23 protein-coding genes and 1 riboswitch are annotated in these 23,290 nt (G+C 39.8%); of the genes, 20 read left to right on the forward strand and 3 right to left on the reverse strand.

Features of this window, described 5'->3' with window-relative positions:
• Window positions 1–65: 65 nt before the first annotated feature.
• Genes WAX86_RS16325 through WAX86_RS16360 form a run of 8 tightly spaced genes read left to right on the forward strand, consistent with a single transcriptional unit; the run spans window position 66 to window position 6,461 of the window.
• Window positions 66–506, forward strand: coding sequence for a nuclear transport factor 2 family protein (locus WAX86_RS16325; RefSeq protein ID WP_065171608.1), 441 nt, complete (start codon window positions 66–68; stop codon window positions 504–506).
• A complete protein-coding gene (locus WAX86_RS16330) occupies window positions 503–1,282 on the forward strand; it encodes an SDR family NAD(P)-dependent oxidoreductase (RefSeq protein WP_341489697.1) in 780 nt (259 codons plus the stop codon). Before WAX86_RS16325 ends, WAX86_RS16330 begins: the two co-directional genes overlap by 4 nt.
• Complete coding sequence (locus tag WAX86_RS16335; RefSeq protein ID WP_341489698.1) at window positions 1,279–2,586, forward strand: FAD-dependent oxidoreductase; 1,308 nt, start codon at window positions 1,279–1,281, stop codon at window positions 2,584–2,586. Before WAX86_RS16330 ends, WAX86_RS16335 begins: the two co-directional genes overlap by 4 nt.
• Window positions 2,586–3,464, forward strand: a complete 879-nt coding sequence (locus WAX86_RS16340; RefSeq protein WP_341489699.1) for a DUF1365 domain-containing protein — start codon at window positions 2,586–2,588, stop codon at window positions 3,462–3,464. Before WAX86_RS16335 ends, WAX86_RS16340 begins: the two co-directional genes overlap by 1 nt.
• 19 nt (window positions 3,465–3,483) lie before the next feature.
• Window positions 3,484–4,734: a cyclopropane-fatty-acyl-phospholipid synthase family protein gene (locus tag WAX86_RS16345; protein ID WP_176285214.1), complete on the forward strand. Its 1,251-nt coding sequence runs from the start codon at window positions 3,484–3,486 to the stop codon at window positions 4,732–4,734.
• A 36-nt stretch (window positions 4,735–4,770) separates the two neighbouring features.
• Complete coding sequence (locus WAX86_RS16350) at window positions 4,771–5,313, forward strand: DUF2878 domain-containing protein (protein WP_106224146.1); 543 nt, start codon at window positions 4,771–4,773, stop codon at window positions 5,311–5,313.
• 26 nt (window positions 5,314–5,339) lie between these two features.
• Window positions 5,340–5,849, forward strand: coding sequence for a chalcone isomerase family protein (locus WAX86_RS16355; protein WP_138976542.1), 510 nt, complete (start codon window positions 5,340–5,342; stop codon window positions 5,847–5,849).
• Between the two features lie 3 nt (window positions 5,850–5,852).
• Entirely contained in the window at window positions 5,853–6,461 is a 609-nt protein-coding gene (locus tag WAX86_RS16360; protein WP_341489700.1) for a DUF3833 domain-containing protein, read from the forward strand.
• Window positions 6,462–6,483: 22 nt separating this feature from the next.
• Here the strand turns inward: WAX86_RS16360 and WAX86_RS16365 are convergent, their stop codons facing one another.
• Window positions 6,484–8,184, reverse strand: a complete 1,701-nt coding sequence (locus WAX86_RS16365; protein ID WP_341489701.1) for a DUF2813 domain-containing protein — start codon at window positions 8,182–8,184, stop codon at window positions 6,484–6,486.
• A gap of 207 nt (window positions 8,185–8,391) precedes the next feature.
• Between WAX86_RS16365 and WAX86_RS16370 the strand changes: the two genes are divergently transcribed.
• Together WAX86_RS16370 and WAX86_RS16375 are read left to right on the forward strand one after the other, a co-directional pair.
• Window positions 8,392–8,787, forward strand: coding sequence for a VOC family protein (locus WAX86_RS16370; protein WP_044180210.1), 396 nt, complete (start codon window positions 8,392–8,394; stop codon window positions 8,785–8,787).
• A 368-nt stretch (window positions 8,788–9,155) separates the two neighbouring features.
• On the forward strand, window positions 9,156–10,916 hold the full coding sequence (locus WAX86_RS16375; protein WP_341489702.1) for a bifunctional metallophosphatase/5'-nucleotidase: 1,761 nt from the start codon (window positions 9,156–9,158) through the stop codon (window positions 10,914–10,916).
• 143 nt (window positions 10,917–11,059) lie between these two features.
• On the opposite strand, the gene ribB is transcribed toward WAX86_RS16375, so the two are convergent.
• Window positions 11,060–11,713 (reverse strand): 3,4-dihydroxy-2-butanone-4-phosphate synthase, encoded by a 654-nt coding sequence (gene ribB, locus WAX86_RS16380; protein ID WP_341489703.1) that lies wholly within the window; start codon window positions 11,711–11,713, stop codon window positions 11,060–11,062.
• Window positions 11,714–11,976: 263 nt separating this feature from the next.
• Window positions 11,977–12,129, reverse strand: a riboswitch (FMN riboswitch).
• A 457-nt stretch (window positions 12,130–12,586) separates the two neighbouring features.
• Between ribB and WAX86_RS16385 the strand changes: the two genes are divergently transcribed.
• From WAX86_RS16385 to WAX86_RS16430, 10 genes are all read left to right on the forward strand, one after another.
• Window positions 12,587–12,778, forward strand: coding sequence for a hypothetical protein (locus tag WAX86_RS16385; RefSeq protein ID WP_106224171.1), 192 nt, complete (start codon window positions 12,587–12,589; stop codon window positions 12,776–12,778).
• Between the two features lie 90 nt (window positions 12,779–12,868).
• Window positions 12,869–13,150 carry an HlyU family transcriptional regulator gene (locus tag WAX86_RS16390; RefSeq protein WP_238070795.1) on the forward strand — a complete coding sequence of 94 codons (282 nt, stop codon included), beginning with the start codon at window positions 12,869–12,871 and terminating at the stop codon, window positions 13,148–13,150.
• 545 nt (window positions 13,151–13,695) lie between these two features.
• Window positions 13,696–15,252, forward strand: a complete 1,557-nt coding sequence (pntA, locus tag WAX86_RS16395) for a Re/Si-specific NAD(P)(+) transhydrogenase subunit alpha (RefSeq protein ID WP_065171637.1) — start codon at window positions 13,696–13,698, stop codon at window positions 15,250–15,252.
• 10 nt (window positions 15,253–15,262) lie between these two features.
• Entirely contained in the window at window positions 15,263–16,639 is a 1,377-nt protein-coding gene (pntB, locus tag WAX86_RS16400) for a Re/Si-specific NAD(P)(+) transhydrogenase subunit beta (RefSeq protein WP_069531438.1), read from the forward strand.
• 190 nt (window positions 16,640–16,829) lie between these two features.
• Window positions 16,830–18,272, forward strand: coding sequence for a sensor histidine kinase VxrA (gene vxrA / locus WAX86_RS16405; RefSeq protein WP_065171619.1), 1,443 nt, complete (start codon window positions 16,830–16,832; stop codon window positions 18,270–18,272).
• A complete protein-coding gene (locus WAX86_RS16410; RefSeq protein WP_005304882.1) occupies window positions 18,247–18,906 on the forward strand; it encodes a response regulator transcription factor in 660 nt (219 codons plus the stop codon). The genes vxrA and WAX86_RS16410 overlap by 26 nt, the downstream gene beginning before the upstream one ends.
• A gap of 4 nt (window positions 18,907–18,910) precedes the next feature.
• Window positions 18,911–19,777: a DUF2861 family protein gene (locus tag WAX86_RS16415; RefSeq protein ID WP_044178534.1), complete on the forward strand. Its 867-nt coding sequence runs from the start codon at window positions 18,911–18,913 to the stop codon at window positions 19,775–19,777.
• Window positions 19,778–19,989: 212 nt separating this feature from the next.
• Complete coding sequence (locus tag WAX86_RS16420; protein ID WP_341489704.1) at window positions 19,990–21,192, forward strand: NnrS family protein; 1,203 nt, start codon at window positions 19,990–19,992, stop codon at window positions 21,190–21,192.
• An 83-nt stretch (window positions 21,193–21,275) separates the two neighbouring features.
• Window positions 21,276–21,425 carry a YoaH family protein gene (locus WAX86_RS16425; RefSeq protein ID WP_005304893.1) on the forward strand — a complete coding sequence of 50 codons (150 nt, stop codon included), beginning with the start codon at window positions 21,276–21,278 and terminating at the stop codon, window positions 21,423–21,425.
• A 228-nt stretch (window positions 21,426–21,653) separates the two neighbouring features.
• Window positions 21,654–22,172 (forward strand): HD domain-containing protein, encoded by a 519-nt coding sequence (locus WAX86_RS16430; RefSeq protein ID WP_044173481.1) that lies wholly within the window; start codon window positions 21,654–21,656, stop codon window positions 22,170–22,172.
• An 80-nt stretch (window positions 22,173–22,252) separates the two neighbouring features.
• Here WAX86_RS16430 and nadE read toward each other — a convergent pair whose 3' ends face one another.
• Window positions 22,253–23,089: an ammonia-dependent NAD(+) synthetase gene (gene nadE / locus WAX86_RS16435; protein WP_065171067.1), complete on the reverse strand. Its 837-nt coding sequence runs from the start codon at window positions 23,087–23,089 to the stop codon at window positions 22,253–22,255.
• Between the last annotated feature and the right edge of the window lie 201 nt (window positions 23,090–23,290).

Below are 23,290 nucleotides of genomic sequence, written 5' to 3' on the forward strand. Positions count from 1 at the left end.
TTAATGAGTCTAGTTTTAATACGAAAGAGCTAGCTCATTGGGGTAAATCGGTAAGGAGTATCAGGATGATAGAAAACATAACCAATACCACCGTTGCAAAGTTTGTTGATATATACAGTCAGTTAGACAAGGATAAACTGGATCTGATTAATGAACTTTATGATCACGATGTGGTGTTTGAAGATCCTGCTCATCGAATAGAGGGACAGCAGGAATTGTTTGATTATTTTGTTTCTCTTTATAGCAACATATCTAGCTGTACTTTTCTCATTCATAACGTTATTGAGCACGATGATGAAGCTTGTGTACAGTGGACCATGGTTTACTCACATCCAAAAATCGAAAAAGGTGAGATCAGAAATCTAGACGGCATGTCCTATATTCGCATTGGGCAAGATAAGGTGATCTACCATCGCGACTACTTTGATCTTGGTGCCATGGTTTATGAAGGACTTCCTCTACTTGGAAAGGTAATTAAAACCGTTAAAGGGAGGTTAGGTCAATGAGTGATCTCAATACGGTTACCACTTCCAATTTAAGTGCGACTTGCCCAAAAAGTGTGTTAATTACTGGGGCAAGTTCTGGTATCGGTCGTGAACTGGCTCTGCAATATGCGAATGATGGTTATCAGGTCATCGCTTGTGGACAAAATAATCAGAAGCTGGTGGCTCTAATGGCTGAGCATCCTGCTATTGAAGCTTTGGTTTTTGATGTCACCGACCTTGAGCAAACACATAAGGCTTTTCATTCGCTTCCTGCTATTCCTTCTCTGATCATTTTAAATGCAGGGACCTGTGAATATATCAATCATGGTGAGATGGACGCACAATTGGTTAAACGTGTATTTACCGTTAATGTGTTTGGGATTGCCAATTGTATTGAAGCATTACAAACTCGATTCGATAGCCACACTCATCTGGTCGTGATGGGTTCATCGGCGAGTTATCTTCCTTTACCACGCGCTGAAGCTTATGGTGCCTCAAAGGCCGCAATTGCTTATCTTACTTATAGTTATGCTTTAGATGTACAAGAAAAAGGCATCTTTGTTTCTCTGGTTTCTCCTGGCTTTGTTAAAACGCCACTGACCGATAAGAATGATTTTGCGATGCCAATGTTGATGAGTGTCAGTGATGCTGCTCAATCTATTCGTGCTGGTATAACGGCTAAAAAAACGGAAATTCATTTCCCTACCAAATTCACCTATTGGCTGAAGTTAATAGCGTTATTGCCCGTTAATATCCAACAATGGATGGTACGCAAGATGACAAGGAGATCGTCATGAAGATTGCTATTATTGGCTCAGGGATATCAGGACTGACTTGTGCTTGGTATCTGCAAAAACAGCATCAAGTTAGTCTATATGAGGCAAATGATTACTTAGGTGGGCATACCGCAACGGTCGATGTTGAAGTTGAAAGTGGTCATTATGCGATAGATACTGGTTTTATTGTTTTTAACGATCGTACCTACCCAAACTTTGAGCGCTTACTTAAAGAGTTGAACATTAAAGGTCAAGATACTCAAATGAGCTTTAGTGTACACAATCAGCAGAGTGGGCTGGAATATAATGGTCACACACTAGCAACGCTTTTTGCCCAGAAAGCTAATTTGGTTAATCCCCGTTTTTACCGGTTTTTATATGAAATCGTTAAGTTTAATCGAGAGGCTAAAAAAGCCATTGAACGACAAGATTTTGATTCGAGTCAGACTTTAGGGGATTTTCTCAATCAATATGGGTTTAGTGACTATTTTTGTACCAACTATATCTTGCCTATGGGCGCTGCCATTTGGTCTTCAACCTTAAGTGATATGCGTAAATTCCCATTGCCATTTTTCTTAAAGTTTTTCTTAAATCATGGTTTGCTTGATATTACACACCGACCGCAATGGAAAGTGATCCCCGGTGGATCTCGTCAGTACATTAATAAGATGCTGTTAGATCTTAAAGCTGATATTAGGCTAAATACTCCAGTTTTGACTGTGCATCGTTTTCATGACAGAGCAGATGTTGTGATCAAAAATCGGGAACAACCAGAGCTTCATCAAATCGAGTCTTTTGATCAGGTGATCTTCGCGTGTCATAGTGATCAAGCCTTAGCTATGTTGGCCAAACCATCAATAAATGAAAAAGAGGTTCTTGGCAATATTCATTATCAAGATAACGAGGTTGTGTTACACACCGATACCAACTTATTACCAATTGAACCAAAAGCATGGGCAGCTTGGAATTATCATTTATTTCCAGCATCAGAACACGGCAGTGAACGTTTAGCAGCGTTAACTTACAATATGAATATCTTGCAAGGGCTGAAATCTGCTGAGACCTTTTGTGTCAGTTTGAACCAGACAGAAAGGATCGATCCGACAAAAATTCTGCGTACATTTACCTATTCTCATCCTGTTTTTTCGACTCAATCAATAGCGGCACAGCAAAAACGACATGATATTAATGGATTTCAACGTAGTTGGTTTTGTGGTGCCTATTGGTATAACGGATTCCATGAAGATGGGGTAAGAAGTGCATTAGATGTTATAGAAGCAATTAATGAGCTTCCCAGCCAGAGCAATTATCAAAGGAGTGCGTAATGGGTAAGGTCATAGGGGATGATTACACAGGACATGGCTTATACGTAGGTACCGTTAGGCATCGTCGTTTTAATCCGATAAAGCACAGTTTTTGTTATCCCATTTTTATGACTTACCTTGAATTAGATTCACTGGATTTGTTATTAGAGCAGAAATGGTGGTTTGGTACCCGGCCTTGGTGCTGGGTTCGATTTCGGTTTCAAGATTACCTTAATAGTGACAATGTAACTTATCCGACAACAGGTAAAGAACTTAAGCAAGCGGTATTAGAGAAGTTAACGCAACTCACTGGGATGGATATGAGTGCAATAACACGGGTGAATATGCTCGGTCATTTGCGTTATGGCGGATTGTATTTTAGTCCGTTAAATCTTTATTACTGTTTTAATGAACACAATGAACTTTGTTGGGTGTTAGCTGAAGTCAGCAATACGCCATGGAATCAGCGTCATTATTATGCGCTACCCATTTTGACAAAGAGTGAAGGCGATAAATGCCAGAAACCATCACAGCGATTTACTGTAGAGCACTTAAAAGCCTTTCACGTATCGCCTTTTAATCCGATGGAGCAAAGATACTCTTGGTTACTCAATCAGCCACAAACTGTTTTAAGCGTACATCTAGAGACATTAACTCTAACGGATGATAAACACCAAACAAGCAGATATTTGAATTCTTGTCCTGAGCAAGCCGGAGCGATAAAAGTTTTTGATGCCACAATGAAACTTAAATATCAGCCGTTTACAGGACATCGACTGGGCAAACAACTAATATTAACACCGATCATGACCATTAAAGTGATTATTGGGATTTATTGGCAGGCGCTGAAATTATGGATAAAGAAAGCGCCGTTTTATAACCATCCAACCCGCTCATAATCAATACGAGGGATGAAGTATGTTAAAAGAGCCTGCAACAATCGTTAAATCGTTAGATAAGCCGTTAACCAGCAGTATTTCATTTCAGATTAGTCGCAAAGTGGTTATGGCTCTTTTATCTCAGCTTTCTCACGCAGGACTGACGGTAACTGAGCCAAATGGAGAGCAACTGTTTTTTGGTGATAAGAGCAGTGACCTACAAGCTCAGCTTACCATTCATAACCAAAGCTTTTACAAACGCTTGCTCCAAGGGGGAAGCATTGCGGCAGGTGAAGCGTATATTGATCACTGGTGGGAATCCCCCAATGTTACCGACGTTATTCGAGTATTGGCTCGTAACTTAGCGACTCTTGATAAAATTGAAGCTAAAACCTCTTGGATCACACAGCTTTCTACCAAATTAAGCCATAAGTTACGACGTAATAATCAAGACAATGCCAAGCAGAATATCTCCGCGCATTATGATCGTGGAAATGATCTCTACAGTGCATTTCTCGATCGTAATATGTTGTACTCAGCCGCAATCTACCAATCTGAACTCGACGATCTCTATCATGCTCAAATTAATAAAATGGATCGCCTCTGCCAGCAATTAGCTTTAACACCCGATGATCATTTGTTAGAGATTGGTACTGGTTGGGGCGGAATGGCTATTTATGCCGCGCAATATTACGGCTGTAAGGTCACTACTACCACCATATCTAAAGAGCAGTATGCATGGGCTCAGCAACGAGTAGATGCATTGGGCTTAAATGATCAAATCACCTTATTACTAGAAGATTATCGTGACTTAACAGGTGAGTACGACAAAATTGTTTCAATAGAAATGATTGAAGCGGTGGGTCGTGAATATCTGGATACGTATATTGAAAAATGCCAATCTTTATTAAAGCCAGGTGGCCGTTTTGCCATTCAAGCGATAACAATCGCCGATCAGCGTTATGACAGCTATAGCAAGAACGTTGACTTTATTCAGAAGCATATCTTTCCTGGTGGATTTTTACCCTCAGTGACTGTGTTGCTTAAAACTATGACAGAGAAAAGCGACTTTGTGGTTCGAGATATATTTGATATGGGGCTAGATTATGCTCGTACCTTAAATGATTGGCATCGAAATTTTAATCAGAATATCGAACTGATTACGCTGCGAGGCTATGATGAACGGTTTGTCCGTATGTGGCGGTACTATTTTTGCTACTGTGAAGGGGGCTTTTTAGAAAAGACAATCAGTGCAATTCAGCTGGTGGCAGAAAGACCTAAATACCACTAACAGAGCACTATGGAACGGCTTCGAGGAGGCATGTAGATGAATAAGACAACTCTTTTTGTTGGTGTTGTATTTAATGGTTATTGGTTTTTAGCCGTTTGGGGACAATACCATTACATCTTATTTCTTCAAGCTATATTGCTGTGTGCTTGGCTCTGTTTTCGCGGCAGTATTTTATTTTCGCTCTGTGTCGCCATGCCTGGGATCTGGGTTGATCTCTTATTAAAGCGGTTTGGATTCTTTTCGTTTCCTAATTCTACCGATCCTTTATACCAAAGCTTTGATCCTATTTTACCCTTTTGGTTGATTTTACTGTGGCTTGGTTTTGCCTCTATGGTTTGGATTATGAGAGAGACGTTGTTATCACTGCCAATGAAGCCTTTGATTGTATTAGGTAGCGTCGGTGGCGCATTGAGCTATTTGGCTGGAGAAAAGCTAGGTGCGGTCTCTTTGCCTATTGGGGTTCCATTAACGTTGCCACTGCTGATGTTGATTTGGGCGGCACTAAGCTATTTTCTACTTAAGATGTTACCCAAATTTTCTCGTCTATATGCTCGTTGCCAAAGGCATGATTCGGTTTGATTTAACTGAAAGCGCGAGGAATCGTTATGCTTTTTAAATCTCTTTTGTTTATTGGGGCTTTATTGCTGTCAGAGCAGAGCTATGCAGAGCAACATTTTAGCTGGGTGAATTGGCCTGTTGTTGGTAATACCGAACTGACATGGGGCTGGTGGACTATCTATCAAGCGCAGCTACGTACACCTTCGGGACAGTATCAAGCTAATAATGACAATAATATCGCGTTAATTATTCGTTATGAAAGAGAGATTGATGCAAGTGATTTACTACAGGCAACCGATGAACAGTGGCAACATTTAGGATATAGCCAACAGCAGAGACAAGTATGGTTAAAGTCATTGCAGGGTATTTGGCCCAATGTAAGACAAGGTGATCGACTTATTTTTGTGGTGCAAGATGAAGTTGGGTATTTCTTGTTTCAAAATAAAGTGATTGGAACGATCTCAAACCCAAGTCTTAATCGCGCTTTCCTTGCTATTTGGCTATCACCGAACAGTTCATATCCCAAATTACGTTTAGAGTTAATTGGTAGGGAGTAATTTATGGCTAGCAAATATCTACAAATTTTTATGATGTTGATGATACTCCCTTGGTTACTAAGCTGTTCGCAAAAAATGAGTGATTATCAAAATGTGCAACCTAAGTTAGATTTGTTCGAATACTTTAACGGTCATGTTATTGCTTGGGGGATGGTGCAAGATTATACCAATACACAGACAAGACGTTTTGAGGTTACTATTTTAGGTACGGTTAAAGATAATCAACTGACATTAGTTGAAGACTTTATTTTTTCTGATGGCGAAACCCAACAGCGTATTTGGCATATTACCCAATTGAGCGAGGGGGTCTATCAAGGAACGGCAAACGATGTGATTGGTACTGCAACGGGAAAATCCCAAGGTAATGCCATAAATTGGCGTTATACCCTAGATCTACCCGTAGGTGATGAAAGCTATCAGGTTCAATTTGATGATTGGATGTACTTACAAGATGAACACCATCTGTTTAATCTCGCGGATATTAAGAAATTTGGGATTAAAGTCGGACAAGTGACCTTATTTTTTCAAAAACAACCTACAACGAAAAATCCCATAGTTAAGAGTACAATATCTAAGAACTCAATTTCTAAGAACATCGAATTTAAGCATTAATAATATCATCGATTAGAACCAATCAACTCACACCTCGGGACATGGCGACGATGCGTTTTAGTAGCCAGCGAATAAGTAAGGGTACCTCATCAACCTTGCCTTCATGAGTGTATTCGACAATGGCAAGAGCCACATCGGGTTTTGCATGACGTTTAAGTGCTCGTTGAATAATCTTATGAGCGTTAATTGGCGCATCACCTTGAATGCCAGATAATTGCTTAAATAGCGCTTCATATCCCTGATTATAAAGATAATGTTCTATGTCTCTGTCTGGTAATACAGTAAGACGGTGTCGCTCTGCGTCGGTACCTAGCATATTACGTACTGTTTCAGCGTATTTGCGCCCAGCCATGTCCCCGTCAGAGATAAGGTGCCATTCTATACCTAATGAGCGAGCAATTTTGACCAAAGGGCGCAAACCACTTTGAGCAAATTCGATAATTTGAACCCCTTCAGCAGCTAGGTTATATCCACAATAACGAGCCAATTCGTTAAACAGCCATACTTCGGTTTCACCTTCCACCAATAACCAAGCACGGGCAAATAACGCACTAGGACGATGTAACCTGACATGAAAACTGACACGGCGAGTTTCATCTTTGCCTAAAGTACGCTTACCCACTTCAAATACTTGGGTTCTATCAGCCTGTCGAATTAACTTCTTAATACTTTGTAGCGGTACACTAGAGAGTAATTCAGGGCTGTTTGTGGTTAAGATCTTTTGCATTGGCATCGAACTAATAAATGACCAAGCTTGCTGCAAAATGGTTGGATGTAAACGACCTTCAGGATCTTCAACAATAAGGATAGGGCGTGAAAGGCGTTTTAAGCTAACAGGGCCTCTAGCTCGAATAAAAGCATTCAGCAAGCCCAGTAGCACCAGTTGGTTTTGTTTCGATAAATTTTTAGGAATAAGTTGCTCAAATGGGTGCTCTGCATATTGGGCAAAGCTAGGGAAATGAGCTCGATTAAAATTACGCTGACGCTGGTGGGGGGCAAAAGCAAAATAGTGATCAACTAACGAATGCAGCGCTTTAATACTGCTTTTTAGCTCCCCTGAATTTACATGACCTGGTTGTGTCATAAGTCGACGACAGGTGTTATCTAAGCGCTTTTGAATCCGAGCTTCTTGTTGCGCGTTACCATTCACATGATTATCACTATGACTATTACTCTGCAGTTGCTCATGATTATTACTATCGTGTAGCGGCTTGTTATCATCGTCATAATACCTTAGACGGCGAGCATCACGTAGACGAACAACAGGGTGTAAGACCATCCAGCGTTTAATCATACGATCATTTTCATCACAATGAATTTCTCGACCATGATGATTTAGAAAACGGCGATAGGTTATCACCTTGTCATTTTCAATAACGCTTTCAATTTGGTAATAGAGGTGGCGAATGTTGTGCTTAAGAACCCAGAATCGCTCAAATCCTTTATATCGACGTGCAATATGCTCACCTTCAGCATCTTCTTTCCAATGTAGAATGATTTGCAGCTGAGTCATTTTTTTATTGCCCAGAGTGTAATCCACATGAAAATCAGAGAACTTGAAGTTATAGAACTGAGCATCAGGAGAGAGAGCAATACTTAAAGCATCAAGCAGAGAAGATTTACCCCATGCATTTTCACCAATAAGCACGGAGAGTTCATCAAAAGTAAGAGATAAACGCTTTATCCCTCTAAAGCCTGAAATTTCAATACGTTCTAAATGCATATCATCACCTCTGTTACAAGATTAGCGCAGATATAAATGGAATTTGCTAGTCAAGGTCACAGATTGGTATCATCTCTACAAATTAATAAAGCGTATCTACGCAAAATACAAGTTATTGTTTATCATTGCTTATTTATTGAGCGCTTGTTTATTTATAGAACACTAACTGATAGGCAATAATACTCACTGAGTTAATGGAGTTTCAGTATGGCTAAGATTATTCATTCAATGGTACGAGTTCGTGATTTAGATAAGTCACTGGCTTTTTATAAGAATGCCCTAGACCTTGATATTGCCGAGCGTTTGGATTTTGAAGGCTTTAGTTTGGTTTATCTACGCAATGATGAAAATGATATGGAACTAGAACTAACTTGGAATGAGGGAGTAGAAGAAGCTTATACTCATGGTTCGGGTTATGGCCATATCGCGGTTGCTGTTGATGATTTAGAGAGCGAACATGAAAAATTAATGGGTTTGGGTTATGAACCTGCAGAAATTAAAGAATTCTTCCGTGATGGAACGTTACTGGCTAAGTTTTTCTTTGTACAAGACCCAGATGGCTACAAGATTGAATTCTTACAGCGTCATGGTCGTTACCTGTAATACCGAGTACTAATAATACTTTCTAATGATTAAGGCCTAGATAAGAGAGAGCCTCAAATGTCTTAGGCCTTATCCTCGCAATATTTACCGCAACCATGATCGGTACTGAATTTATTCTGTGATCTTAACGATAAAATGTTATATTGGTTTCAGTCAGATAGACAATCCATTCATATATTTGGCACCACTTTTGCAGATTATTTAACATATCTAGCTGTAATAGCTTAGTTAAACAAACTGTGTGACTGATGGGTAATAAGCCGTTGTGCAGAATGAAACAGAGGCAACTCTATTCTCTGCAACGTAAATGACTTATTCGCCTAGTAGTCTTAGTTTCTGCAATCTACGAGGGAGATGATGATTTCTTTATGATTAATAACCGTAGTGCAAAAATTACCTTTGCCCATATAAACGATACACACTCAAATTTTGAGCCTTCGTCAATATCACTAACACTTCCTGCTGATGTTTTCTCGTCTGAGACTTCAGTTTACGCAAGTTGTGGTGGTTTTTCGCGAGTGTCATCGGCGGTTAAAGAGATCAAAACTCAAGCTTACCTGAATCAACGTGAATTTATGTTCCTCCATGCAGGAGATTGTTTCCAAGGTACGTTGTATTTTTCTCTTTATAAGGGCAGTGCAAACGCTGTACTCCTCAATGCGATTGGTATTGAAGCCATGGCGTTAGGTAATCATGAATTGGATATGGGAAATGCACCTTTGGCCGAGTTTTTGGACCAAGTGCAGTTTCCATTATTAGCCGGTAACTGGGATTTGTCTCAAGAAGATCAGTCTAAGCCAAATCCTATTCGTGATAAGGAGAATGTCTATGCTTATGATGTTCAAACTCAGACCGCGAAATATATTGTAAAAGATGTGTTAGGTGAGCCCGTAGCTATTTTTGGCTTGGCTCTTGAAAACATGGTGGGTATTGCAAACCCAGATCCCGACACTCACTTTTTGAATGTTAGCCAAATTTGTCGAGATACGGTATCACACCTAAATCAACAAGGGATCAACAAGATCATCGTACTGAGTCACCTTGGTTATGATCGTGATCTTGAACTTGCAGAAGAAGTGGCAGGGCTCGGAGCAATCATCGGCGGCCATTCACATACAATGCAAGGCGATTTTACTAACATTGGATTTGGTAAAACAGATACCTACGCGCGTATGGTTAATGGTACTTGTGTTGTACAAGCAGGGTGTAATGCCTTAGCGTTGGGTCAACTTGATATTGATTTTGCCGCTGATGGTACTGTCGAGCGAGTTTCGGGTGTCAATCAGTTACTTCTTGGACGACAGTTTACGGTAGATGCAACGCGTACAGAGCACTTAGATCAAGACAGTCATGATGCAGTTAGACATTATCTAACTGAACAACCAAATGTACGTTTTTGTGTTAAAGATCCTGTTATTGAAAACATATTGAATGAACACTATCGCCCTGCGGTTCGTAATCTGCAAGTTGAGCAAGTGGCGTTAGTCACAGAGCCTTTACGACATACACGTATTCCCGATCAGAAAGGTCCAAGCCAAATTGCACCTTGGGTAGTACAGAGTTTTGTCTGGAAGGGACGTCAACTTGGCTATGATATCGATTTTGGTATCCATAATGCTGGTGGCGTGCGATCTTCACTTAATCCGGGACCTATTACCCCCGCCGATGTTGCTGGTAAGTTATTACCATTTGCTATTGGTTTAATGGTTTATCAAGTAAAAGGTAAGCGTATTCGCCAAGCATTAGAGGGTGCGATTGATAATGCGATTGATAATGGAGTAGAAGGAACCGGGACTGGAAGTTTTCCTTATGTGGCCGATCTTCGTTATACCTACCGTTGTTGTTCAACTAAGGGTACACGTATAGAGCAGTTACAACATTTATCAGATGGTCAATGGATCGATGTTGACGATGAGAAAGTGTATACCTCTGTATCCTCTGGCTATACTGCAACAGGTAAAGAAGGGTATGCACCATTACTTGATTATGTCTCTGAACCGAAAGCGATGAATGTTACTATGGCTGATGCATTTGAAGATTTTGCTCGAATGAAGGGTGAATTCAGTGCTCCAGAAGAAAATTATACTGTGTATATTCCTTGTGAGTGCAATGCAACAGATGTCGCCTAAGTAGATATGTTTAGCAAAAGAGTAGGCGAGACACTAAGTAAGACATTAATCGCTAAATTATTTCAAAGCCTGATGAATGTTCGTCAGGCTTTGTTTTCGAGACAGTAAGCTACAAATTATTCATAGCGCACTTATTGGCAATATTAAGCTACCTGCTCTTGCTGATTGAGTCGATAAGCAACCAGATCTTCAATAGTTAGTACTGGCATATCAAACTTCTCACCAAAGCTGATTACTTCAGGCAGACGAGCCATAGTCCCGTCTAGATTTGTGAGCTCACACAACACGCCATAAGGTTTTAATCCAGCAAGACGCATAAGATCAATGGTTGCTTCTGTATGACCACGACGGCCTAATACGCCATTACTGTTTGCTTTTAAAGGAAAAACATGACCAGGACGATTAAGATCGCTTGGCTGTGCATTATCAGCGATTGCCGCTTTTACTGTGGTTACGCGATCGGCTGCAGATACACCTGTAGTAACGCCTTCTGCAGCTTCAATAGTTACGGTGAAACCTGTTTGATTGGCTGAAGTGTTGTTTTCAACCATCATAGGTAACTCTAATTGCTTTGTACGTTCTTCAGTTAGGCATAAACAGACGATACCAGAACATTCACGGATCATAATCGCCATTTGTTGAGATGTGAGTGTTTCTGCTGCGAAGATAATATCACCTTCATTTTCGCGATCTTCATCATCAACTACAAGCACTCCTTTACCTTGGCGGATTGCATTTAGTGCGATTTCAACACGTTCGAAAGGGGTTCCAAATTGAGCTAAAAGGGACTGATTCATGGTAAAACTCCGTATAAAAAATTTATACCAAGATCATAAAAAGGCGATTTTTGCAGCCCTAACTATTCATGATATTGGCATTACCAGAATCAGGGCGTTGATAGATAGTGTCCAAAGAATGGAGTGTATATTCTGTATTGCACAGCATAATATTGCTAAGCACGATGAGTATCAATTAGATACAACAAAGCAGCAGCTACGGAAAGTACTAATAATACTTTCTCTCGCATCTGATACAGCATAGCCATGAGCGTAAACTCACCACTGATCCTCTTTCATCCGGACTATAACCGTCGGCTCTGGGTTTGCACCAGATCTGCTGACCTTAACTAAATAACTCGTTAAGCGCTCGCGGGCTGATACCTAAATAGATATTTACCGCCGGTGGGGAATTTCACCCCGCCCTGAGAATTCGTTAAAAAGGGTATGTAAATTATGAGTAGGGTGCAAGAGAAAATCTTTATAACTGTGCTATACGTAGAATTAACTGCTATTTCTTTATCAGTTTTCGGATTAGGATTATTTTCATAAAGTTGACTGGTTTATTGTTTAAAATCACTAATTTGATATACGTCAATTTTATAATGAAAAATCAAACCTGAACGGAGTGTTTCTCTCAGTAACTTGGCCTATTGCCTCAGTTAAGCCTGAATGACGAATATAATTTATTCTGTGGTAGTGCTCTATAACCGAGTTTAATCCGGTTGAAATCCGTTACATTTTCTTATTTTCGTTGTTAACGCTAATTGAGTTAATTTAAATAAGCTTGGATTAGTTTTACTAATGATGAAATGGAGAATTTGTCATTTTAGGTCAGCAAAAAAGATGACTAAAATAACGGCAACTAAACAAAATAACTCAGTAGAGGCAATCATGGCACAGGTAATGAATTTTGAAACTGTTACATCTGATGACGTATTGAATCAGAAAACTTATGCCGTTTCATTCAAAGGATTGATTGCACATTTTATGGATATTCTATTTATTCGTTCTAAGTCAGTAAAAGAGTACAACGTTAGTGATCTACCGGTACATCTTCAGAAAGATATCGGTTTATATCGTTAAGTGTAATAGTGATTTCTGTTTTACCTTTGATAAAAATGACTTAGCAGTTATTCTGATACTAGTCGTCAATTAGGTTAACTAGGATGCTGTATGGGAATTTTTTCTAGGTTATTCGGTACAAAATCTGCAAATAAATTAAAGGTTCAAATTGAGCCTACCGAATATAAAGGCTTTTTAATCTATCCAGAACCAAAAGCAGAAAATGGACAGTTTCGTATTGCAGGACGTATTACGAAAGAAGTTGAAGGAGAGTTAAAAGATCATGCGTTTATCCGTTCAGATCTTTTATCATCAAAGCAAGATGCCGAAACATTTATGATCAATAAAGCCAAGATGTTTATTGATCAAACTGGCGATGCGATGTTTAAGTAATCCATTTTTCCAGCCAGTCCTATAGCTAAGTGTAAAATTCTTGGCTATAGGGCGGCGTTAGCCATCTTTATTGTACCTAATCTTTTTATTTCCTTATCCTCAATATCTTCCTCTACGCTATGTAGCAAACGTTGAATTTCCCTCTTGTTTTGTGAAAAGTTTGTAAATTTATAACCTCAACCCATATCGCAAAAAAAACTGAAATATTTTCTAAAAATCGATAAGTCAATCACAGTCACAAAATGATTGATGAATAGCGAATAAACTGACTTAACTCATTATCTATACAGAAAATATTGTGGTGACTGGTTTGCTATCTCGTCTTTAATATGTAAATCTGTTGCATAACAGAGAGTTAACCATGAATGTGGTGTGACCAGTTTGATTGTGTTAAAAATGTTCTTTTATTTCTGTTAGATTGTGAAAATCGTTGGTTTTTTCAACGTAAATGTTGGGGATTTTTGTATTTTTACCACAAGGGCTTGATATTGATTATCAAGTTGGATACAAAAACATACTTTTTTGCCAATATTCAGGGACTAGCTATGCAAATTGGTGTACCTAGAGAGATATTCGCTAACGAAACGCGAGTCGCTGCGACCCCTAAAACGGTTGAGCAGTTGTTAAAAATGGGATTCAGTGTTGCGGTTGAGCATAACGCTGGTGTGAAAGCGAGTTTTGACGATGCAGCTTATGAAGCCGCAGGTGCAACAGTCGTTTCAACCGACGAAGTGTGGCAGTCGGATCTGATCTTTAAAGTTAATGCCCCTCAGGTAAATCCAGAAACGGGTGTTGATGAGATCGAGTTAATTAAAGATGGTGCTAGCTTAGTATCCTTTATTTGGCCCGCCCAAAATCCAGAGCTATTAGAAAAGCTATCAGCGAAAAACATTAACGTAATGGCTATGGATTCTGTACCACGAATCTCTCGTGCACAGGCTCTTGATGCGTTAAGTTCAATGGCTAACATCGCAGGTTATCGTGCGGTTGTTGAAGCTGCGCACGAATTTGGTCGTTTCTTTACCGGTCAAATTACAGCCGCAGGTAAAGTACCGCCGGCTAAAGTTTTAGTTGCAGGTGCCGGTGTTGCTGGTTTGGCAGCTATCGGTGCAGCAGGTAGCCTAGGTGCTATTGTTCGCGCATTCGATGTTCGACCTGAAGTAAAAGAGCAGGTTGAATCCATGGGTGCCGAATTCCTTGAAGTGGATTACAAAGAAGATACTTCAACGGGAGATGGTTACGCTAAAGAAATGTCTGATGAATTCAATAAAGCGGCTGAGCGTTTGTACGCAGAGCAAGCAAAAGATGTTGATATCATCATTACAACAGCATTGATCCCAGGTCGTCCTGCGCCTAAATTGATCACCAAAGAGATGGTTGATTCAATGAAAGCGGGCAGTGTGATTGTCGATCTTGCAGCAGCAAATGGCGGTAACTGTGCTTACACTGAAGCTGATAAGGTGATTACAACAGCAAATGGTGTGAAAATCATTGGTTATACCGATATGGTTAGCCGTTTGCCTACACAGTCGTCTCAGCTTTATGCAACTAACCTTGTTAACTTAGTTAAACTTCTTTGCAAAGAGAAAGATGGCAACATTGATATCAACTTTGATGATGAAGTGCTTCGTGGTTTGACTGTGATTAAAGCGGGTGAAGTCACTTGGCCTGCACCTCCAATTAAAGTATCTGCGGCTCCTAAAAAAGAAGCAGCACCTAAAGCGGCCATTGCACCAAAAGTTGAAAAACCGACTTCTCCAGCGAAAAAATACGGTATTTTGGCAGCTGCAGCGATTGCTTTTGGCTGGGTAGCGAATAATGCTCCTGCAGAATTCCTTTCTCACTTTACGGTATTCGTATTGGCGTGTGTGGTGGGTTATTACGTGGTATGGAACGTAACCCATGCGTTGCATACACCTCTAATGTCAGTAACTAACGCAATTTCAGGCATCATTATTGTGGGTGCTCTACTGCAAATTGGACAAGGACACAGTGGTGTTTCTGTCCTCGCGTTTATTGCGATTCTTATTGCTAGCATCAATATATTCGGTGGCTTTACGGTCACTAAACGTATGCTAGAAATGTTCCGTAAAGACAAATAAGGAGTAACAAATGTCTGCAGGTATCGTGCAAGCAGCTTATATTGTTGCTGCTGTATTATTTATTATGTCTCTAGCGGGACTGTCTAAGCAAGAAACGGCTCGTAACGGTAATTACTACGGTATTGCTGGTATGGCGATTGCGTTAATTGCGACCATCTTTGGCCCAGATGCACAAGGTACTGGCTGGATCATTATCGCGATGATCATCGGTGGTGCGATTGGTATCTACTACGCTAAGAAAGTTGAAATGACTGAAATGCCAGAGCTTGTGGCTATTCTTCATAGCTTTGTTGGTCTAGCGGCGGTTCTAGTTGGTTTTAACACCTATTTAGATCATGGTGATTTGACTGGCGCAATGCTGACTATTCACCTTGTTGAAATCTTCCTTGGTGTATTCATTGGTGCGGTTACTTTTACCGGTTCTATCGTTGCCTTTGCTAAACTACGAGGCATTATTTCCTCTAAACCACTAATGCTGCCACATCGCCATAAACTAAACTTAGCGGCTATCGTTGCATCATTTATCCTAATGCTTATTTTTGTGAAAGCAGAAGGCTCAATGATTGCGTTGATTCTGGTTACACTGATTGCACTAGCATTTGGTTACCATCTTGTTGCTTCAATTGGTGGTGCTGACATGCCAGTTGTGGTTTCTATGCTTAACTCATACTCAGGTTGGGCAGCGGCAGCAGCAGGTTTCATGCTAGCAAACGATCTGTTGATTGTAACAGGTGCGCTAGTAGGTTCTTCTGGTGCGATTCTGTCTTACATCATGTGTAAAGCAATGAACCGTTCATTTATTAGTGTTATTGCTGGCGGTTTTGGTACTGATGGCGGTGTAGCATCAACAGAAGAAGAGCAGGGCGAGCACCGTGAAGCTTCAGCAGAAGAAGTTGCTGAACTGCTTAAAGATGCAAAATCTGTGATCATCACTCCTGGATACGGCATGGCGGTTGCGCAAGCTCAGTACCCAGTACATGAAATCACAGACAAGCTACGTGCTCAAGGTGTTAATGTTCGTTTTGGTATTCACCCTGTAGCAGGTCGTCTACCTGGTCATATGAACGTGCTATTGGCGGAAGCTAAGGTGCCTTATGACATCGTATTAGAAATGGATGAGATCAACGATGATTTCTCTGATACAGATGTGGTACTAGTTATCGGTGCAAATGACACTGTAAACCCAGCGGCAATGGAAGATCCAAACAGTCCAATTGCAGGCATGCCTGTACTAGAAGTTTGGAATGCGCGTAATGTAATCGTATTTAAGCGTTCTATGAATACGGGTTACGCAGGCGTACAAAACCCATTGTTCTTCAAAGAAAATACTCAAATGCTATTTGGTGATGCAAAACAAAGTTGCTTAGATATTCTTGAGCATCTATAAGCATAACTAAATTTGTTACCATGAAACGCCGTTATCACAGATAGCGGCGTTTTTTTATGTATTAATAAATAATCCTGCTATAAATAGTTGTAAATCAAGATGATAGAAGTAACAATAGAAGTGGATTTTAGCAATAGGTAATGACATATCTCTGACAATGCTAAAACGAAATCAATGATAGACTGAGCCTATGAAAAAGTACGTATTGTTAATGTCTCTGTTTTTGTCCTCGACAAGCTTTGCCGATTCTATGAGTCTGCCTGAGCGGTTGAGTTCTATTCGTGGCGATCTGTTGAAAACCGAGCCATTAGCAACTTACGATATCCGTCAGTTACAGAGCCGATATCCAACGCCTTTGCTGTTGCCTTCGTCTTTACTGCCTCAATCAGCTAAGTATCCGCTTAAAGCGTTACGACAGCTCTATAAACAGTCTCTTGTCTGTAAGGGACCATGGCCAGTAAGTCCTTTGGTAACTCAACCTGTGGTTTTTGTTCGTGCGATGTGTTTTGGTACACCGTTACCTCGAGGATGGTTTGTTCGTGCTGGCTATATTCACCCAGGTGGTGGTAGTTATGCATACCGTTATTTAGAAAAGCATCCGCAAGATAATAAAAAACTGGATAGATATCTTCATATCAAAGAGCGACCTTTAGCTGAAGCAAACTCGATATTAGGTCGTTTGCAACGTATGAGTGATGAAGAGATCAAAGTTTTTATTGCAGGAGCTGATGCTTTTATTGCTAATGGTGAGTTATGGGTTAGATATGATAATGATTATAAAATTTATGATCAGCCAACCTGGTCATCTGTTCTAAATCGTTATGATGTTCACTTTAAGCGATTGAGTGATAATGATTTTTGCTTAGCTAAAAGTGGTAATATTTGTTGGCAAGAAGAAGACAAGTCGCATATAACATACTATCTGTTAGTGGGACTATTTGTTGCCAACTTAGGTATTTTGATCGGATGGGGTGTATTGCGTTTACGCTCTCGTCGTCGTGCAATGCAAGAACGTATGTTAGTATTACAGATTCTTACGCACGAACTGCGAACACCTATAGCTAGTTTAGCTATGACGGTAGAAGGTTTTCGACGTCAGTTCGATTTATTACCAGAAGAGTTATACGATGAGTTTCGTCGTTTAACCGAAGATTCACGGCGACTACGCCAGTTGGCAGAAGCAAGTAAAGATTACTTACAAGCCAATCAGCAAGAATTGAGCGTTCAAGAAATTGAATCGTTTAACGAGTGGTTAGAATTCTTAGTTGAACCGTATGAAGTTGCATTGACGCTGCCAGAGCAAGATCGTCAAGTGAGCTTAAATATGTATTGGCTAGGGACTTGTATTGATAACTTATTATCAAACGCCACAAAATATGGGGTAGCGCCAATTTCATTAACCGCATCTTTCAACGATGGAAAAGTAAAAATAGTGGTACAAGATCAGGGGCCACTAGGTAAAAAAGACTGGGCTAGGTTACGAAAGCCTTTTGTAAGTGAAAGAGGTTTAGGTCTAGGTCTAACAATCGTTGAATCGATGATACGTCGTATGGGTGGAACTATGCGTTTAGATGGTCCACCAACAACTTTTATTTTGGAGATACCGTGTGAATCAGACTCTGCTACTGGTTGAAGATGACCGCAACCTTGCTGATGGTTTACTCGAGAGCTTGAAGCAAGCCGGATACAATTGTTTATACGCAGACTGTGCGACGAAAGTTGCAGGTTTGTGGGATCAAGCGGAGATCGTAATTTTAGATCGCCAGTTACCGGAGGGTGACTCTCTTGATTTTCTCAAAGATTGGTTAAAAATTAAAACCTTACCTGTAATTATGTTAACTGCTATGGTTTCTATTACAGATAAAGTCGTTGGCCTTGATTCTGGTGCTAGCGATTATTTGACTAAACCTTTTGCTGTTGAAGAGTTATTAGCTCGTATTCGAGTACATCTACGCAGTAATGGTGCCGATGCTGAGCCAAGTAATATCATTACAGCCGGACAAATTGAGATCAATCTTGATAGTCGTGAAGTTCGCCATGGTGATGAGTTTATTACGTTAACGCGTACTGAATTTGAGCTATTGGTATTTTTAGCCAAAAATGCTGGTCGCGTGTTTACTCGTGATGAGCTATTGGATCAGGTTTGGGGTTATAACCATTACCCAACAACACGAACCGTTGATACTCATATCCTTCAGTTACGTCAAAAGCTTGTTGGTATTGAGATTGAAACGTTACGCGGCGTTGGCTATCGAATGAAGTCTTAATTCTATGAAAAGATTGACAGCCTCTCTCTGTTCACTCTTTTTAGTTGGCTCGGCGTTTTGTACGCCGAGCGCTAGCGCAAAGTGGTTTATTAGCAAAAATCTTTATACTCTTGCCAATGAAAAGCTACTTGAAGGACATACCTCTGAATCTTTCGATACCATTATTCAAGCTTGGCAGCAACAGCCAGATGCGATTCATCAAGCAAATTTAAATAATCTTCTTGATTTAGCGATAACGGATGATTGTGGTCATAGTCTGAATAAAAAAGTGTTACCGCAATGGTTATCACAGCTATCGGTTAATCGAGAAGTAATTCAAAATACCAACCAATTGATGCTCAAGCTTTCAATAACTGGTCTTACCCGCAATAAAATTAAGTCAATAAGTTTCAGTCGATGGCCTGATATGGACATAATTAAGGGGACACCTCTCATTGAAGAGGGGGGATATTTTAATATTGAAGCCAGAAGATTGGAAAAACCGATTCATGCCGGTCTCTATCGACTCAGTATCCAAGCTGAAGATGAGAAGCCTTGGAATAGTTGGATTGTTTTAGCAGAGCCTGCTCTTAAGCAGCAGATTGGCTGGGTTGATAGCTCTCATTGGCGTATTGAGCATAACTATTTTCAGAATCCTTCGTGTCCAACACCAGCGTTAACGGTTGATTTGTTTGATCTTAACAATTCTTCTTGGACGCCGGTATGGTCGCAAAGAATTAATAATAAAGACTTACCAAATGAGTTACCTGAAGTTTCTTTACCTGATGGTCGCTATTGGTTAAGTGTGGGCTTAATAAAGAGTCGTTGGCAAGGTGATATCGCAATTAAAGATATTCAACGAATCACTCAACCAGTTGATTTTCCACTGTAATAAATTATTGGTCAAGTTAATAACTAAGGGCTTCAGATAGGGGCCCTTTTTATATTTGTATATTTTTACATCGACAAATATTGGCTGTTCCGTTCTTCTATATTCTTCACGCTAAACTTATATACCCGAATTAGACACATTTTTCATATGGTGTATTTTATTTGCATCTTTAAAGGTGTATCATATTTGCATGTTTTAAGAGGTACACGAATATGATGCAAATTCTTGATAACGAAAAAGAGCAAAAGATCATCCCTATCTTTAGGTTAGCGTTTCGACCTTTCTTTTTATCTGCAGCTCTTTTCTCCGCTGTTGCTATGGTTGTTTGGGCTATGTTTTGGTCAGGTAGCAGCCATGTCACAGGTTTAATGTATGGTCAGCCTATCTGGTGGCATGCTCATGAAATGATGATTGGATTTACTGGGGCAATCATTATTGGCTTTCTATTAACTGCAGTACAGACCTGGACTGGCGTTCAGGGTATTCGTAGTACTAAATTGGCAATCGTTTTTACGTTATGGTTAATTGCTAGAATTGGTTTGCTATTTGGCCAACCAAGTTACATTTGGATGTTTATCGATCTCTCATGGATTCCTCTGGCAGCATATTTCTTGTTGAAACCCATTTTGCTTCGCCGTCAATGGAATAATCTTTTTTTCGCACCGTTACTGTTGTTACTGACAGCTTTAAATGTCCAACTTCATTTAATTGCGATGGGGCTCGTTGAGAACTCATTGCGTCAAACTTCTTTTGTTGCTTTAGTTGTAATTGCGATTATCGTACTCGTTGTTGGCGGACGAGTTATCCCATTTTTTACATGGAGAGGGACTCAGACTGAACAGATTACTCGTGTTAAATGGATCGAATATGCTGCATTAATTCCTGTATGGTTATTACTTATCGCAACGTTTCTGCCATTACCTAGCAATTATAATTGGATTGTTGCCAATTTACTGATGGTGACTGCAGTGACAAATATGATTCGATTTGTCCGCTGGCGTACATTGTCCACTTTGAAAGTGCCATTGTTATGGAGCCTGCATCTCGCATATCTATGTATGATTCTGGGACTTTTCGCCATTGGCCTAAGTATGGTCAGTCATGTTGTGAGCTATAGTATTGCACTGCATCTTATGACTGTTGGTGGTATCGGCGGTATGATTTTGTCTATGATGGCTCGTGTTTCATTAGGGCATACAGGACGTAGTCTACAGGTTGGATACTGGGTTCAAATTGCATTTGTTTGTTTATTATTATCAACGCTTGTTCGTAGTGTATTGATTTGGGTTTATCCAAGTTTGACTATTAATGGCTATGTTTTCTCTGCCATTTTGTGGGCGATTGCGTTCTCTATATTTACTATTGTGTACTATCCAATTTTGACTAAACCCCGTGCCGATGGTCGTCCAGGTTAAAGAGCTAATAACTATTGGATGACAATTGTATTATTAAGCTCTAAACTACGCGATTCTAATTAAACTGATTTGAGATAGATATAATGCTTACTTTAACTCACAGTGAGCAGCAAGAAGCTGCAGAGCGTATTCATGAATTAATGGCTCAAGGTATTAGTTCTGGTGAGGCAATTAAGATTATTGCTGATCAGATCCGTGCAGAAGCAGCGAAAAAAGCTGAACAGCAAGATTAATAATACGGAAGTCATCCGATTAATCTGATTGATTTAAGAGAGTCTATATGGCTCTCTTTTTTGTTTTTAGCGTTTCATTCCTCATAAGTCGCCATTATTACCTTTGAAATTGTGCGTTAATTCTCATAGCGCCAAACAACTCTTAGATAAATAGATATAGCTGAAATAAGATACGGTTAGACTGATTTTTGTCTCTTTGTATGATGTATAAGATGAAAGGGATTAATGATGAATAATCGTTATATGAAGGCAAGAACTCTGGCTCGGGCGAGACATAAAGAGCAAATGTATGGAGATGTACCGTATTTCTTTCATCTCGAAGCGGTTTCTCGATTAGCAACACCGTTTGGTACTGATGCTATGATTATTGCTCAATTGCATGATGTTATTGAGGATACTTCAACGACCGTAGAAGAATTGATTGCTGATTTTGGTTTTACCATAGCTGATGCTGTAAATTATATGTCCGACGGGAAGTTAGAAGATCGATGTGCAAGAAAAAATGAAATCAACAAACGTTTTTCTGGACTCGATGAGACGGAAGAAGCAGCACGCCTTGCATTGATCGTTAAAGCTTGTGATAGGCTAGCTAATGTTCGTGCCAGTAAATATAATTCACAAAGACACTATCAAATGTATAAAAGCGAATATGCTGAGTTCAGGCAGGCCGTTTATCGCCAAGGATTATGCGAAGCGATTTGGTGGGAATTAGATAATTTAATGGGCTTTGATATTGTTAGCCATTAAATTTGGCAAAATAAGAAAAGGCTTTGAAGATGATACCTGCAAAGCCTTTTTTCTATCACGATTTGAAGTAATTCGGAGATTTATTCGTCTTCGTAAATAGTTGGGATAGGCTGACGCTTATGCTCAGTGGCTTTGTAGATATTAACCAGACGTTCAATAACATGAGGTTCAACATCTTTGCCTTCTAAGAAATCGTCGATTTGATCGTAACTGACTAATAAGGCATCTTCATCAGCTTTTTGAGGTGCTAACTCTTCTAAATCGGCAGTAGGTACTTTTATCACTAATGATTCAGGCGCACCTAGATGGGCCGCAATTTGGCGCACTTGTCGTTTATTCAAACCAAATAATGGAGCAAGGTCACAGGCACCATCACCAAACTTGGTATAAAAACCTGTGATATTTTCAGCGGAATGATCAGTTCCTAAAACTAATCCACCTACTAATCCAGCAACTTCGTATTGAGCTATCATACGAGTACGGGCTTTTACATTACCTTTAACAAAGTCCACCTTAGCTTCATCTTTAGGAATCAATCCAGTACCATCTAAAGCGTCTAGAGTACTTGCGTGAGTACCATCTACACCCGTTTTAATATTGATGCTAATAGAGTGAGTTGGCTGAATAAATTGAAGTGCTAATTGGGCTTCATCTTCATCTTGCTGCTCGCCATAAGGTAAACGAACAGCAATAAATTGGTAGTCTGTTGTGTTATGTTCTTTGTTAAGTCCTTCAACGGCTAATTGAGCCAAACGGCCACACGTTGTCGAGTCAACACCACCGCTAATACCCAGTACAAGAGACTTACTGCCTGATACTTTTAGCTTCTTTTGAATGAATGAAATTCGGCGTTGAATCTCAAACTCAACGTCAATTGAAGGTAAAACACGCATGTTCTGACGAATTAGCTGTTCCATTTTATATGCTACCTTAGGTACTTAGCCCAAAATCTAATCAATTGAATCAGAAAAATGAGTTCTTTCTCACTAACTGATTAACCCTTATGTAAAATCATGCGATAAGTTATGTTTTGGATCAATGCTCGATTGTCAATTCAAGCAAAATACTTCCAAACTGTTATTACTAAGTAATGATATTGTGTGATTTATCGTCATAAA

This window comes from Photobacterium damselae subsp. damselae (genome assembly GCF_038086725.1).
Lineage (GTDB): Bacteria > Pseudomonadota > Gammaproteobacteria > Enterobacterales > Vibrionaceae > Photobacterium > Photobacterium damselae.

Excerpts from the sequence above, each read along its gene's own strand:
- WAX86_RS16325 (WP_065171608.1), top strand. The coding sequence starts at position 66 with ATGATAGAAAACATAACCAATACCACCGTTGCAAAGTTTGTTGATATA.
- WAX86_RS16330 (WP_341489697.1), top strand. The coding sequence starts at position 503 with ATGAGTGATCTCAATACGGTTACCACTTCCAATTTAAGTGCGACTTGC.
- WAX86_RS16335 (WP_341489698.1), top strand. The coding sequence starts at position 1,279 with ATGAAGATTGCTATTATTGGCTCAGGGATATCAGGACTGACTTGTGCT.
- WAX86_RS16340 (WP_341489699.1), top strand. The coding sequence starts at position 2,586 with ATGGGTAAGGTCATAGGGGATGATTACACAGGACATGGCTTATACGTA.
- WAX86_RS16345 (WP_176285214.1), top strand. The coding sequence starts at position 3,484 with ATGTTAAAAGAGCCTGCAACAATCGTTAAATCGTTAGATAAGCCGTTA.
- WAX86_RS16350 (WP_106224146.1), top strand. The coding sequence starts at position 4,771 with ATGAATAAGACAACTCTTTTTGTTGGTGTTGTATTTAATGGTTATTGG.
- WAX86_RS16355 (WP_138976542.1), top strand. The coding sequence starts at position 5,340 with ATGCTTTTTAAATCTCTTTTGTTTATTGGGGCTTTATTGCTGTCAGAG.
- WAX86_RS16360 (WP_341489700.1), top strand. The coding sequence starts at position 5,853 with ATGGCTAGCAAATATCTACAAATTTTTATGATGTTGATGATACTCCCT.
- WAX86_RS16365 (WP_341489701.1), bottom strand. The coding sequence starts at position 8,184 with ATGCATTTAGAACGTATTGAAATTTCAGGCTTTAGAGGGATAAAGCGT.
- WAX86_RS16370 (WP_044180210.1), top strand. The coding sequence starts at position 8,392 with ATGGCTAAGATTATTCATTCAATGGTACGAGTTCGTGATTTAGATAAG.
- WAX86_RS16375 (WP_341489702.1), top strand. The coding sequence starts at position 9,156 with ATGATTAATAACCGTAGTGCAAAAATTACCTTTGCCCATATAAACGAT.
- ribB (WP_341489703.1), bottom strand. The coding sequence starts at position 11,713 with ATGAATCAGTCCCTTTTAGCTCAATTTGGAACCCCTTTCGAACGTGTT.
- WAX86_RS16385 (WP_106224171.1), top strand. The coding sequence starts at position 12,587 with ATGGCACAGGTAATGAATTTTGAAACTGTTACATCTGATGACGTATTG.
- WAX86_RS16390 (WP_238070795.1), top strand. The coding sequence starts at position 12,869 with ATGGGAATTTTTTCTAGGTTATTCGGTACAAAATCTGCAAATAAATTA.
- pntA (WP_065171637.1), top strand. The coding sequence starts at position 13,696 with ATGCAAATTGGTGTACCTAGAGAGATATTCGCTAACGAAACGCGAGTC.
- pntB (WP_069531438.1), top strand. The coding sequence starts at position 15,263 with ATGTCTGCAGGTATCGTGCAAGCAGCTTATATTGTTGCTGCTGTATTA.
- vxrA (WP_065171619.1), top strand. The coding sequence starts at position 16,830 with ATGAAAAAGTACGTATTGTTAATGTCTCTGTTTTTGTCCTCGACAAGC.
- WAX86_RS16415 (WP_044178534.1), top strand. The coding sequence starts at position 18,911 with ATGAAAAGATTGACAGCCTCTCTCTGTTCACTCTTTTTAGTTGGCTCG.
- WAX86_RS16420 (WP_341489704.1), top strand. The coding sequence starts at position 19,990 with ATGATGCAAATTCTTGATAACGAAAAAGAGCAAAAGATCATCCCTATC.
- WAX86_RS16425 (WP_005304893.1), top strand. The coding sequence starts at position 21,276 with ATGCTTACTTTAACTCACAGTGAGCAGCAAGAAGCTGCAGAGCGTATT.
- WAX86_RS16430 (WP_044173481.1), top strand. The coding sequence starts at position 21,654 with ATGAATAATCGTTATATGAAGGCAAGAACTCTGGCTCGGGCGAGACAT.
- nadE (WP_065171067.1), bottom strand. The coding sequence starts at position 23,089 with ATGGAACAGCTAATTCGTCAGAACATGCGTGTTTTACCTTCAATTGAC.